Source organism: Yoonia tamlensis (assembly GCF_900115105.1).
In the GTDB taxonomy this organism is placed as follows: domain Bacteria; phylum Pseudomonadota; class Alphaproteobacteria; order Rhodobacterales; family Rhodobacteraceae; genus Yoonia; species Yoonia tamlensis.
Window position 1 is genome coordinate 541,339 of record NZ_FOYP01000002.1, and the last position, 12,277, is coordinate 553,615.

Here is a 12,277-nt window from a genome sequence, read left to right on the forward strand (position 1 = left end):
TTCGGCTAGCCGGGCCGCGTGACGACAATCGCGCCATGATCAGTGGCTACGACAGTGTGTTCATACTGAACGACAGGCGCCTGTGGGGTGCTATATAGCGTCCAGCCGTCGTCGCCATCTTCTGCCCATAGCCCGCCTTTGGACAAAAACGGTTCTACCGTGAGAACCAAGCCTTTGTTGATGCGTCGGCGGTCACTGCGAGTCGGCCATGTTGCGATTTCGGTGGGGTATTCGTGCAACGATCTGCCAACACCGTGGCTCGCAAGATTCCGGATGAGCGTATAGTTGTGATCTACTGCAAAGCGCCCAATGGCATTGCCGATATTTGCAATTGGCTTGTTGCTCCGCACTTCTTTAATGCCGATTTCCATCGCGCGTTTACCATCTTGGCAGAGCGTTTTTAGCGACGGTCGTACGTTACCAACGCGGAACGTCGCCCCCGTATCGGCAAAAAAACCGTTTTTAGATGCCGAAACATCAATATTCACCAGATCGCCCGATGCAATCACGCGTTCACCTGGAATTCCGTGCGCAATTTCTTCGTTGATGCTGATGCATGTGGCACCAGGAAAGTCGTAAGCGGATTCCGGCGCTGATACAGCGCCTTGCCGTTCAAGAAGTGCGCGGCCGATGCCGTCTAATTCTGCTGTTGTCATACCGGGTTCGATTGATTTTGCCATCGTAAGCATCGTGTTCGCAACGATGCGACCAATGACCTTTAGCCCATCCAGCTCGTCTTCTTTGGTGACCGTCATGCCTTATGATCCCTGCATCAATTTTGGCAAATCACCTGATAGCCCTGCTGCCTCGCGGATGAAGCTGCGCCGCAGGCCGGGCAGTCCGTTTACCACACCCATGCCGATATCGCGCAGGCTGCGCAGGACGGGGTTGTCGTTTGAAAACAGCCGGTTGAACGTGTCTGTCGCCAGCGCAAGTGTCGCCGTATCGAACCGCCGCCATTGCTGATAACGCTGCAAAACCAAGGGGCTAGCGATGTCTTCGCCGCGTGCGCGGGCGTCGGATAGGACTTCGGCAAGTGCGGCCACATCGCGCAGACCTGCGTTCAGACCTTGCCCTGCAATCGGGTGCATTCCGTGGGCTGCGTCGCCGATCAGCGCCATGCGGTCACCGATAAAACTATTGGCGAGCGTGAGCCCCAACGGATAATTGAACCGCGCGCCGGTCAGGCTGATTTGCCCCAGAAAACTGCCAAAGGCAGGGCGCAGCGCATCCAGAAAATCCGCGTCATTCATCGCGGCCAGTTCTGCGGCGCGCGCGTCTGTTTCGCTCCAGACAATGGAGCTGCGGTTTTCGGTTAGCGGCAGGATGGCCAGCGGTCCGGCGGGCATGAAAAACTGGTGCGCGATCCCGCCGTGTGGTTTGTCATGGGTGACGGCGCAAACCACGGCGGTCTGGCCGTAGCCCCAGCCCGTGCGTTTGATCCCTGCGCGTTCCGCCGTGCCACTGCGGCGCCCGTCGGAACCGATCAGAATTGATCCGGTAATACCCTTGCCAGAGGCGAGCGTGACACTGACCGCAGCAGGTTCAACAGATTGGGAAACAACGGTTTCTTCGGACAATTGCGTGATCAGCGGGCTTGCCGCCATTGCATCCAGAAACGCGCGGCGTAGGTGGCGGTCTTCGACCATAAAACCCATCGGGCCTTCTTCGATTTCGGCGTGGTCAAAGTGCATCATCCACGGGCTGGCACCCTTGCCAGCGATCCCGTCGGTGACCTTGATTTCCAGCATCGGCTGCGCGTGATCACTGACCGCACCCCAGACCCCGATCCCCTGCAAAAGCCGTTTTGACGAGAGCGCCAAAGCATAGCTGCGCCCGTCAAAATCAGGCTGTTTGCGCTGATCAACGGGCAGACTGTCGATGATGGTCACGGCAAAGCCCGCCTGCGCTGCCGCCAGAGCCAAAGCAGGCCCGTTCAGCCCGCCACCCACGATGATAATATCCGTATCCATAGGGCGTAATATGACCGCGCGCGCGGGATTGTCCATGCGGTGCATGGCCCCACCGTACGGTGGTTTTTGCGCAAGGGAGCGAATCGCGGGTTAATGCGTTATTTTGTTGGGGAATGCGTGGTCGGCGAAACGTCGGACTTGCGTCGGCAAAGCGTCGGGCAATTCGGCACGATTGGCGGCGTTAACGGTGCGTGCAAATCTGACTGTTTTTCAGTGCGGGATACGGACGCGTTGACGGCATGTTTTACCATCGCGGATCGTGATGATGCGCAAAGGGCATTGGTCGCATTGCAGCCAGCCTTGCGTTTCCCCGATTGTTCCCGCGCTTGCCCCCCGCTAGTGTCACGCTAAGACAGGAGACATCACATGCAAGACTGGCGATGGATGACGGCGGCTGATTTGGGGCGTGCGATCGGGGCGGGGGATATTGACCCTGTGGCCCTGACGGAGGTCTATCTGGATGCCATTGATGCCCATGAATTTCGTGACCGGATTTATGCGCGTGTGACGCATGACCGCGCGCGGGCTGAGGCTGCGGCGGCGTCCGCGCGGGCCAAGTCAGGTTTCCGCCGCGGGCCGCTGGATGGTGTGCCTGTGTCTTGGAAAGACCTGTTTGATACGGCTGGTGTCGCGACCGAAGCGGGCACCGCGTTGATGGAAGGTCGTGTGCCGGACACAGATGCGCTGGTGCTGCAAAATGCGGGTGCTGCGGGGCTGGTTTGTTTGGGCAAAACCCATATGTCGGAAATTGCGTTTTCGGGGTTGGGATTGAACCCGATCACTGCGACGCCGCCTTGTGTGAATGATCATGCGGCGGTTGCGGGCGGATCGTCTTCGGGGGCTGCGACATCGGTTGCGTTCGGGTTGGCTGCGGCTGGAATCGGGTCTGATACAGGCGGATCGGTGCGTATTCCGTCGGCGTGGAATGATCTGGTGGGGTTGAAAACCACACATGGCCGGCTGTCGCTCGACGGTGTTGTACCGCTGTGCCTGACCTTTGATACTGTCGGCCCGCTTTGCCGTTCGGTTGAAGATGCGGCGCTGTTATTCGCGGCCTTGGGTGGCGATAAGCCCGTTGATTTGGGCGATGAAACCCTAAAGGGCAAACGGCTGATGGTGCTGGATACGATTGCGCCTGACGATGTGCGCGATGCGCCACGCGCCGCATTCCAAAGCGCGGTTGAACGTCTGCAAAACGCAGGGGCGATTGTGGAACATGTCCGCTTTGCCCCTTTGCACGAAGCCTTTGACGTGGCGGGCTATCTGTACGGCGCGGATAGCTATGGTTGGTGGCGCGATCTGGTCGAGGCGCACCCCGAAAAGATGTTCCCGCAAATTCTGGAACGTGTGCGCGGCGGAAAGCTGGTAAGCGGCGCGGATTTCGTGGCGGGGTGGAACCTGCTGCGCGCTATTCGCAAGCAATATGCGGCGGTGGCGGGGCAATGTGATGCGGTGATTTTGCCCACTGCGCCGATCCTGCCCCCGAATGCAGACCGTCTGCTGGCGGATGATGCATATTACAAGGTCGAAAACCTGCTGGCGCTGCGCAACACCCGTATCGCGAACCTGCTTGATCTGGCGTCAGTGACATTGCCGACGGGGGTGCCGTCTTGCGGGATCATGCTGAACGGGCAAAACGGGGGTGAGGCGGCGTTGCTGCGGCTGGCGGCGGCGGCGGAACGGGCGCTGAGCTGAGCACGACGGATTTTTGCCGTTGCGCCGTTGTAAGGGTTCATACGTTGCTGAACCCGGAGAACAACATGTTTCGCTTTCCACTAACCGCCTTGGTGACCGCCGCTGTGCTTTCGATCCCCGTTACTACAAGCGCCCAGCCCATGCCGATGCCCGCGCCAACACATGAACCAAAGGCGGCCACCAACACGCGTGGCCCCGCAATAAACGTTGTCGTTGCTGTCGCTGCGCTTGGGCTGGTTGCAGGGGTGGTCGCGCACCACCGTCGTTGAGCGAACTGCGACCAGATCGCTGGCGCAAATGAGGAACGTCACTAGCCTTTGAAGAAATCCGCCCGTTTTTCTGAGGCCGGCCACGAGTAACGTCACGCATCTTTGACCCATACCGGACATTTAACGCGTCCGGCCTTGATGTTTGGTATGCGGGACAGAGTTGCTGTCAGCTTCGCGCTGCGCAACGTCCGCTTTTCCTTGATGGGACTCGTTGAAGGGGGCTCTTCAAATCAAGCAATCATGCCTGAAAAGACAAATGGCCATGGAAAAAATTGTTGACAGGTAAATGACATCGGTGTCATGACATCGGTGTCATTTACGTGTTGAGCGATTCTAGATCCATCAACACAGCGGTTTGGGAGGACTTGACTTGGCGACAATTTACGATGTTGCACGTGTTGCTGGCGTATCGCCCAAGACCGTAAGCCGCGTTCTAAACGGGGATGCTCCGGTTAAGAAACACACCAAAGACGCGGTCAACAAAGCCATCGCAGAGTTGGGTTATGTGCCATCGACTGCGGCACGGGCGATGCGGTCCAACAAATCTGGTCTGGTCGGGCTTATCACAGGGGCGATCTCGCTTTCGTCAAACCGCTCCGATAATTCTGGTCTGCCCGATCTACATATCGTTCAGGGCATCCAGCGGGCGATGGAGGCCAGCGGGAAGACGCTTCTAATTGCAGATACCGGCGGCCAGATGGACCGCGTACCGCAATTGATCCGCACATTTGAAGAACACCGCGTCGAAGGTTTGCTCTATGTTGCTGATCACCACAGTCAGGTGTCTTTGCCACAAGTGTCCAATTCGACCAAAATGGTTTTGGCCAATTGTTTTGATGACAGGGGCACTCCCTCGGTATTGCCTAACGATTATCAGGGGCAGTTCAATCTGGTGAAGAGCCTGATCGCGAAGGGGCACCAGCGGATTGCGTATCTTTCACTCAGCACTCATTTGCCAGCAACAGCACTTCGCGTTGACGGGTATAAAGATGCTCTGGCTGAGGCAGATATCGGTTTCGATCCCGCGCTTCTTGTGCCTGCTGAAGTTGATGTCGGGGACGGCGATGCTGGTGTTCAGTTGTTGTGGGATGCGATTGATCGCGTCTTGTCCTTGCCCCTGCCACCGACCGTCATTTGTTTTGGTAATGACCGGATGGCTATGCGGGCCTACGGCATCCTGCGCAGCAGGGGCATCGCATTGCCTGATGAGCTGTCAGTTGCTGGGTACGACGGCCACCGCATGATCACTGACACACTTTATCCGACATTGACCTCAGCAGAGTTGCCTTATGCCGCGATTGGTATTCGCGCCACGCAACTTTTGCTTGGCATGATCAATGGCAACGCAGACGCGCCCACTCAGCCAATATTGGTTGGTGGCCCCGTAAACCCCGGCAATTCCGTGAAGGATTTGCCAACGCCCGTCACAAAACTATCGTCAATAGGGAGGACGACACTATGAAACTCGGAAAGACTCTGGGTGCAGCGTTTGTTGCATCTGTGAGCTGGGCCTGCATGGCCGCAGCACAAACTGAACTGACCATGTGGTACCACGGCGCAGGTAACGAAGCGGAATCCGCAGCGTTGCAGTTGATCATCGATGATTTCAACGCAAGCCAGTCTGATTACACAGTCATGGTCGAAAGCTTCCCACAGGAATCCTACAACGATTCCGTTGTGGCAGCGGCCCTTGCTGGCAACTTGCCGGATATTCTGGACGTTGATGGTCCGGTCATGCCGAACTGGGCATGGGCTGGTTACCTTCAGCCACTGAATATCGACGAAGCTGTCATCGAAAACTTTCTTGATGGTCCACAGGGCTATTGGGATGGTCAGCTCTATTCCATCGGTTTCTGGGACGCAGCGGTTGCGATGGTTTCACGCCAATCCACACTCGACGCGCTCGGCCTTCGCACACCTGACGTAGACAACCCATGGACAGGCGAAGAATTTGCAGCAGCCCTTGAAGCCGCAAAAGCATCTGGCAATTTTGAATACGCTCTCGACCTTGGCATGCCTTGGACTGGCGAATGGTATCCATATGCCTTCAGCCCGTTCTTGCAGTCATTCGGCGGCGACATCGTTGATCGCTCAACATATGCAACTGCCGAAGGCGCATTGAACGGCCCGGAAGCACTGGCATTCGGCAACTGGTGGCAGTCTTTGTTCGTGGACGGCTATGCACCGGGTACATCACAAGACCCTGCTGACCGTGACACGGGTTTCATCGACGGCAAATACGCCTTCTCATGGAATGGCAACTGGGCTGCTTTGGGTGCACTTGAAGCACACGACGACGTTGTGTTCCTGCCAGCACCAGACTTCGGTGCCGGTTCCAAAATCGGTGCTGCATCTTGGCAGTTCGGTGTGTCTGCAACGTCCGAGAACGCTGACGGCGCATCTGCATTCATCGAGTTTGCCTTGCAGGACAAGTACCTTGCTAACTTCTCGAACGTCACAGGTCTGATCCCGGCAACATCTACTGCGGCTGCGATGACAGACAACTACGCGAGTGGCGGTGCTTTGGAAGTGTTCTTTGGTCTGTCCGAAGGTCAGGCCATGGTGCGCCCAGTAACACCTGGCTACGTCGTGTCCGCAAAAGTGTTTGAGAAAGCACTGGCAGACATCGCCAACGGCGCAGACGTGGCTGACACGCTGGACGCAGCTGTCGACGAAATCAACGCCGACATCGAGCGCAACGGCGGCTACGGCCACTAACGTGACTGCGCAGGGCGGCTATTCTGGCCGTCCTGCATTTCCCAACAGGAAAGCAATGAAAAATGGCATCGAAACTGACAACATCTAACCGCGCTGGCTGGGGCTTTGCCTTGCCGGGCTTCGGGTTGATCATGTTGTTCATCGTGATCCCGTTTTTCTTTGCTTTCTATCTGTCGCTGACCAATCAGCGGCTGATCTCGCCCAACCCGACGGAATTTGTGGGGCTGAGCAACTATGACCGCCTGCTGAGCATTTCGGTGCTGTCAATCGAACCGGAAACCGATGATGCAGGGCAGGTCGTGCGTGATGATGCAGGCGAGGCGCAGTATCCACGTGTCCGCACATTCACCCGCAACAATCCCGATTATCCGCAATATGCAGGCATGCGCGAATGGTTCCGCTGGCATTGGGGCGAGACAGCGAAGGTTGTCGTGGCTACCGATGTGGTCTTCTGGAAATCCCTGCGCAACACATTGATGTTTGTGCTGGTTGTGGCACCGGTACAGGGGGGGCTGGCCTTGGGTCTGGCTTTGCTCATCAATCAACGATTACGCGGCATCAACTTTTACCGTGCAATCTATTTTATGCCTGTTGTCGTTTCCATCGTGGTCGTCTCGTTGTTGTTTCGCTTTATCTATGATGGCAATGACGGCCTGCTCAACAATATCCTTGGCTTCCTGAGCTTTGGCTTTTTCGAAGGCCGAGATTGGCTTGGTTCTGAAAACACTGCACTTGGTGCGATCATGGGCATGTCAATCTGGCAGGCTGTCGGGTTCCATATGGTGATCTGGTTATCGGGGCTGCAAACGATTAGCCCCACGTTGTACGAGGCATCCTCAATAGAAGGGGCCAGTAAATGGCAAACATTCCGCTATGTGACATGGCCCGGATTGCGCAACACAGCCGTATTGGTGCTGATCGTCATTACCATGCAAGCTTTCGCACTGTTCGCACAGATTGATGTCATGACCCGTGGTGGCCCGTTAGACAGCACAACGACCATTGTGTTTCAGGCGGTTGAGCGGGGCTATGGCAAACAAGATATTTCGGGTGGTTCTGCGATTTCGGTCATCCTGTTCGTCCTGGTCCTGACCATCAGCCTGATCCAACGATTTTTGACGAGGGAACGATAGTATGGCCTCCATCAATGCAGACAATCGCGGGCTGCGTCTGGCTGTCCGTTATTTGGTCCTCACACTCATCGCGATCATCTTCATTTTCCCGCTGGTGTTCATGGTCATGTCGAGCCTAAAGCCCGACCTGCAATTGCTGCGGGACACGTCCAGCATTCGTGCGTTTCTGCCTGTGGGCGATATCAGCTTTGATAATTACGCCAGCGCATTCGACCGTGTTCCTGTGGCCAAATTTATGTTCAATTCATTGGTTGTGACCGGCACAACTGTCATCATGTCGTTGTTGCTGTGTTCACTCGCTGCGTTTTCGTTTGTGTTTCTGAATTGGTCCGGTCGCAACGTCGCGCTTAGCATCATTATTGCGACCTTGATTATCCCGTTCGAAACCATCGCCATTCCGCTGCTTTTGTTCGTGTCCAAACTGCCATGGATCGGGATGGAAGGTTTGACGTTCGGCTGGCTTGACACCTATCGCGTTCAAATCATTCCACTTATTGCGGACGGCCTGACGATATTCCTTTTCGTGCAGTATTTCCGCGATCTTCCTCGGGAATTGATCGAGGCAAGCCGTGTCGAAGGTGCAAGTTGGTGGCAAATTTACACACGTGTTGTGATGCCTTTGGCAGGTCCGGTGCTGGCGACCGCCGCGATCCTCAAGTTCCTCGCGATGTATAACCAATACCTCTGGCCGTTGATGGTTGTTCAACAGGAAACCTACCGGCCTGTTATGGTCGGGTTGCAGTATTTCTTCCAACTGAACACCGCTTGGGGTGAAATCATGGCCTATCTGACGATCATCACCGTTCCAGTTCTGGCCTTCTATCTTGTTCTGCAACGCGCGTTCATCGCGTCGATTGCCTCTACCGGCGTGAAAGGCTGATCTATGGTTCTTGCTCTCAAAGATCATTTTGTTTGGGATAGTTGGTATGTCCATGATGGTGAGAAATACCATGGGTATTTCCTGAAAGCCCCGCGTTCGATTGGGGATCCAGATTTGCGCCATTTCAACGTGTCTTACGGTCATGCGACCAGTACGGACCTTGTGAACTGGGATCACCTTGGCGAGTGTTTCCGCCCGTCTGTCGACGGTTGGGATAACTACACCACATGGACCGGTTCGGTGGTGCGCGGCGATGATGACCTGTGGCACCTTTATTACACAGGCACCCGTAAGAACGATCCGCAGTTGGCGCAGCAAATAGGCCACGCCACTTCGACTGATTTGCACAATTGGGAGCGGGTTGGCGACGGGCTGATCCTTGATCTGGTGGGACCGAATGCGCACCACTACGAGACGGATGTATCGAATGCCGAATGGCATGACCGTGCCATGCGTGACCCCTGGGTGATGCGTGATCCGGACGGGGAGGGGTGGTTGATGTACTTTACCGCTCGTGTGCCCGGCGTGGCAGAGGCAAATGATGCAGGCTGCATTGGCTTTGCCACGTCATTGGACGGCTACGAATGGACGCTTGAGCCTCCGGTCTATGCTGGTGGGTTCGGGCAACTAGAAGTCCCACAGGTCTTTGAGAAAAACGGCACGTGGTATTGCTTGTTTTGCACCGCGAACAACCATTATTCAAAAGAGCAGACCACGCTGCGCCCCGTAGTAACGGGCAGTCACTACCTGATTGGTGACAGCCCTCGTGGCCCATGGCGCATTGCACCTGGGTTCTTGGACGGAACTCAGCCGTGTACCCGATACGCCGCCCGTATCGTGGATACCGAAGACAGCATGGTCATCCTTGGCTTCGCGGATCGCCCAAACAATGCGACAGAGTTTGTCGGCCACATCATGGATCCCGATCCCGTCGAAATTACCGCGGAGGGGCTTTTGTCCATCCCGCCCAAATTGAAGGCAGCAGAATAATGGCAACAGTCAAACTCCGCGATATTCGCAAAAGCTACGGCAAGACCGAAGTGATCAAAGGAGTCGATATCGACATCGACGATGGCGAATTTGTGGTCTTTGTCGGCCCCTCTGGCTGCGGCAAGTCCACGCTGTTGCGGATGATTGCGGGGCTGGAGGACATTAGCGACGGGACGCTGGAAATCGACGGACAGCGTGTGAACGATCTGGAACCCTCCAAACGCGGCATTGCGATGGTGTTTCAATCCTATGCGATCTTCCCACACATGACCGTGCGGGAAAACGTTGCCTTTGGTCTGACGATCAACAAGATGAAGAAGGCCGAAAAAGACGCCAAGGTTGATGATGCGGCCCGTATTTTGCAGATGGAACACTTGATGGATCGGCGACCGTCCGAACTGTCAGGCGGCCAACGCCAGCGTGTCGCTATTGGCCGTGCCATTGTGCGTGATCCCAAGGTGTTTTTGTTTGATGAACCCCTCTCGAACCTAGACGCGGCCTTGCGCATGGATATGCGGATGGAGATCGGTAAATTGCACCAAGACCTCGGTGCATCAATGATTTACGTGACCCACGATCAGGTCGAAGCCATGACATTGGCGGACAAGATTGTTGTGCTGAAGGACGGGTTGGTCATGCAAGCCGGCGCCCCGATGGAATTGTATCACGAACCTGCCAACCTGTTTGTCGCAGGGTTTTTAGGTGCGCCGTCGATGAATTTCTTGCAGGTGATCGTTGAAGATACAGGTGAAGACTGGGTTCAGGTATCAAGCAAGGCGTTGGTATCCGTTAAGGTCCCCAGCAAAGGCCGGACTTTCACCAAAGGACATAACGCCACCCTTGGGGTTCGTCCGCAGTACCTTATTGCTGCTTCAGATGGGCAGGGCATGCTTAACGGAAAAGTAATTCTGACCGAACGATTGGGAAGTGAAACCGTCGTAAATTTGGCTGCTGGCGACGGCAGTAAGCTCATTGCTGCCATTGCCGAGGATGCCGTTCTGGTGCCGGGGACTGAAATGGCATGGACATTCGATCCAGCACTGGCGCATGCATTTCCTGAAGAAGTCTGAGCATAAGTTCAAATCTGAATTCTAACACATGCGAGCTCAGAGGTGCTTTCGCACACGGCATCCACTCGAATTTTGGATTATTGAACTTCTTTCCTTGAAAAACAGCCCGCTCTTGAAAGCAGTCGTTAATGTTTAGCGCCGCATCCGTTACTTTGGGCTCGTTCCTGCCATTCGCTGCATCCAAATCCAAGGTCCGTTTTGTTTATCTGGGGCAATGTTGTGGCGTAAAAGTCAAACATCTTGGGTGTGTCATACCAAAAAACCACAAATCCATACTGATTCACGGCTTGTTCTGGACAGGACGGGTTGCAACACGCTAGTTTGGTAAAAAACGGGGCGAAATGATCCCGTGAATTGAGGCAGTTATGGTATTCCCCGCGCGGTTTTCGAACCTACCGGTTGCGATGTGGCCCCGTTTGCGCAGTCTTTTGGACGTGCCGACGCAGGCGGCAGATGTGATCAATATGACGATTGGCGAACCGCGCCACGCGTTCCCTGATTTCGTGGGTGATATCCTTGCGGCCAATGTGCAGGGTTTTGCGAAATACCCCAATAATAATGGCACCGATGATCTGCTGGACGCTATTGCGGGGTTTTTGAACCGCCGTTACGGGCTTGATTTGGGGCATGACCAGATATTGGCGCTCAATGGCACCCGCGAGGGGCTGTATAATGCCGCAATTGCCCTGTCACCCGAAGACAAAAACGGCACGCCGGCTATTTTGATGCCTAGCCCGTTTTATCCGGTCTATGCGGTTGCCGCGCTTTCGGTGGATGCTGAACCGGTCTATGTGCCTGCGACGGCGGCCACCGGTTATTTGCCCGATTTCCATGCCTTGCCCAAGGATCTGCTGGACCGCACGACAATTGCCTATATCTGTTCGCCTGCAAACCCCCAAGGGGCCGTGGCGGATGCGGATTACTGGCGCGCCTTGATCACGTTGGCCGAAAAGCATGATTTCATTATTTTTGCCGATGAATGCTATTCCGAGATCTACCGCGACACGCCACCCGTTGGGGCGTTGCAGGTGGCGGTCGAGATGGGCGCAGACCCCGACCGCGTGGTGATTTTCCATTCCTTGTCGAAACGGTCGAACCTGCCCGGATTGCGGTCAGGGTTCTGTGCGGGCGGCGTGAAATCCATTGCGCAAATCCGGCAGCTGCGGGCCTATGCGGGCGCGCCTTTGCCCGAGCCGCTGCAGGCGGTGGCAGCAGCCGTTTGGGCGGATGAGGCGCATGTGGTTGAAAACCGCGCGCTTTACCTGCGCAAATACGCAATCGCGGACCGGATTTTTGGCGATCTTGCCGGTTATCTTTCACCGCAGGCGGGGTTTTTCCTTTGGTTGCCTGTCGCGGATGGCGAGGCTGCAGCGTTGAAGCTGTGGCAGGAAACGGGCGTGCGGGTTTTGCCCGGTGCCTATCTAAGCCGCGATGTGGCGGGTGAAAATCCGGGCGCGGGCTATATCCGGGTTGCGATGGTGGCCCATGAAGACGAATTGCAGCGGGGATTATCGCTAATCCGCGCCTGTTTGTACGGTTGAGGACAGTT

Annotated in this window: 11 protein-coding genes; 9 read left to right on the forward strand and 2 right to left on the reverse strand. The window is 55.8% G+C overall.

All coding sequences use genetic code 11. The features are described from left to right. Nucleotides 1-5: 5 nt before the first annotated feature. Together map and BM320_RS14505 are read right to left on the reverse strand one after the other, a co-directional pair. Nucleotides 6-755, reverse strand: coding sequence for a type I methionyl aminopeptidase (map, locus tag BM320_RS14500; RefSeq protein ID WP_090201448.1), 750 nt, complete (start codon nucleotides 753-755; stop codon nucleotides 6-8). 3 nt (nucleotides 756-758) lie between these two features. After that, on the reverse strand, nucleotides 759-2,009 hold the full coding sequence (locus tag BM320_RS14505) for a UbiH/UbiF/VisC/COQ6 family ubiquinone biosynthesis hydroxylase (RefSeq protein ID WP_090201591.1): 1,251 nt from the start codon (nucleotides 2,007-2,009) through the stop codon (nucleotides 759-761). A gap of 330 nt (nucleotides 2,010-2,339) precedes the next feature. Here BM320_RS14505 and BM320_RS14515 point away from each other — a divergent pair, with 330 nt between their 5' ends. The 9 genes from BM320_RS14515 to BM320_RS14555 all read left to right on the forward strand — a co-directional run bounded on the left by BM320_RS14515 (nucleotide 2,340) and on the right by BM320_RS14555 (nucleotide 12,269). Next, nucleotides 2,340-3,668 carry an amidase gene (locus BM320_RS14515; protein ID WP_090201451.1) on the forward strand — a complete coding sequence of 443 codons (1,329 nt, stop codon included), beginning with the start codon at nucleotides 2,340-2,342 and terminating at the stop codon, nucleotides 3,666-3,668. A 65-nt stretch (nucleotides 3,669-3,733) separates the two neighbouring features. Then, nucleotides 3,734-3,937, forward strand: a complete 204-nt coding sequence (locus tag BM320_RS14520; RefSeq protein WP_090201453.1) for a hypothetical protein — start codon at nucleotides 3,734-3,736, stop codon at nucleotides 3,935-3,937. Nucleotides 3,938-4,307: 370 nt separating this feature from the next. Continuing rightward, nucleotides 4,308-5,399: a LacI family DNA-binding transcriptional regulator gene (locus BM320_RS14525; RefSeq protein WP_090201454.1), complete on the forward strand. Its 1,092-nt coding sequence runs from the start codon at nucleotides 4,308-4,310 to the stop codon at nucleotides 5,397-5,399. Next, a complete protein-coding gene (locus tag BM320_RS14530) occupies nucleotides 5,396-6,655 on the forward strand; it encodes an extracellular solute-binding protein (RefSeq protein ID WP_090201456.1) in 1,260 nt (419 codons plus the stop codon). The genes BM320_RS14525 and BM320_RS14530 overlap by 4 nt, the downstream gene beginning before the upstream one ends. Nucleotides 6,656-6,717: 62 nt before the next feature. Further along, nucleotides 6,718-7,788, forward strand: coding sequence for a carbohydrate ABC transporter permease (locus BM320_RS14535; RefSeq protein ID WP_090201458.1), 1,071 nt, complete (start codon nucleotides 6,718-6,720; stop codon nucleotides 7,786-7,788). A gap of 1 nt (nucleotide 7,789) precedes the next feature. Further along, nucleotides 7,790-8,668, forward strand: coding sequence for a carbohydrate ABC transporter permease (locus tag BM320_RS14540; RefSeq protein WP_090201460.1), 879 nt, complete (start codon nucleotides 7,790-7,792; stop codon nucleotides 8,666-8,668). Between the two features lie 3 nt (nucleotides 8,669-8,671). Beyond that, nucleotides 8,672-9,658, forward strand: a complete 987-nt coding sequence (locus BM320_RS14545; protein ID WP_090201461.1) for a glycoside hydrolase family protein — start codon at nucleotides 8,672-8,674, stop codon at nucleotides 9,656-9,658. Then, a complete protein-coding gene (locus tag BM320_RS14550; RefSeq protein WP_090201463.1) occupies nucleotides 9,658-10,728 on the forward strand; it encodes an ABC transporter ATP-binding protein in 1,071 nt (356 codons plus the stop codon). The genes BM320_RS14545 and BM320_RS14550 overlap by 1 nt, the downstream gene beginning before the upstream one ends. A 365-nt stretch (nucleotides 10,729-11,093) precedes the next feature. Beyond that, nucleotides 11,094-12,269 carry an aminotransferase class I/II-fold pyridoxal phosphate-dependent enzyme gene (locus BM320_RS14555; RefSeq protein WP_090201466.1) on the forward strand — a complete coding sequence of 392 codons (1,176 nt, stop codon included), beginning with the start codon at nucleotides 11,094-11,096 and terminating at the stop codon, nucleotides 12,267-12,269. Nucleotides 12,270-12,277: the final 8 nt, after the last annotated feature.

Excerpts from the sequence above, each read along its gene's own strand:
- BM320_RS14545 (WP_090201461.1), top strand. The coding sequence starts at position 8,672 with ATGGTTCTTGCTCTCAAAGATCATTTTGTTTGGGATAGTTGGTATGTC.
- map (WP_090201448.1), bottom strand. The coding sequence starts at position 755 with ATGACGGTCACCAAAGAAGACGAGCTGGATGGGCTAAAGGTCATTGGT.
- BM320_RS14520 (WP_090201453.1), top strand. The coding sequence starts at position 3,734 with ATGTTTCGCTTTCCACTAACCGCCTTGGTGACCGCCGCTGTGCTTTCG.
- BM320_RS14515 (WP_090201451.1), top strand. The coding sequence starts at position 2,340 with ATGCAAGACTGGCGATGGATGACGGCGGCTGATTTGGGGCGTGCGATC.
- BM320_RS14530 (WP_090201456.1), top strand. The coding sequence starts at position 5,396 with ATGAAACTCGGAAAGACTCTGGGTGCAGCGTTTGTTGCATCTGTGAGC.
- BM320_RS14555 (WP_090201466.1), top strand. The coding sequence starts at position 11,094 with ATGGTATTCCCCGCGCGGTTTTCGAACCTACCGGTTGCGATGTGGCCC.
- BM320_RS14540 (WP_090201460.1), top strand. The coding sequence starts at position 7,790 with ATGGCCTCCATCAATGCAGACAATCGCGGGCTGCGTCTGGCTGTCCGT.
- BM320_RS14505 (WP_090201591.1), bottom strand. The coding sequence starts at position 2,009 with ATGGACAATCCCGCGCGCGCGGTCATATTACGCCCTATGGATACGGAT.
- BM320_RS14535 (WP_090201458.1), top strand. The coding sequence starts at position 6,718 with ATGGCATCGAAACTGACAACATCTAACCGCGCTGGCTGGGGCTTTGCC.
- BM320_RS14550 (WP_090201463.1), top strand. The coding sequence starts at position 9,658 with ATGGCAACAGTCAAACTCCGCGATATTCGCAAAAGCTACGGCAAGACC.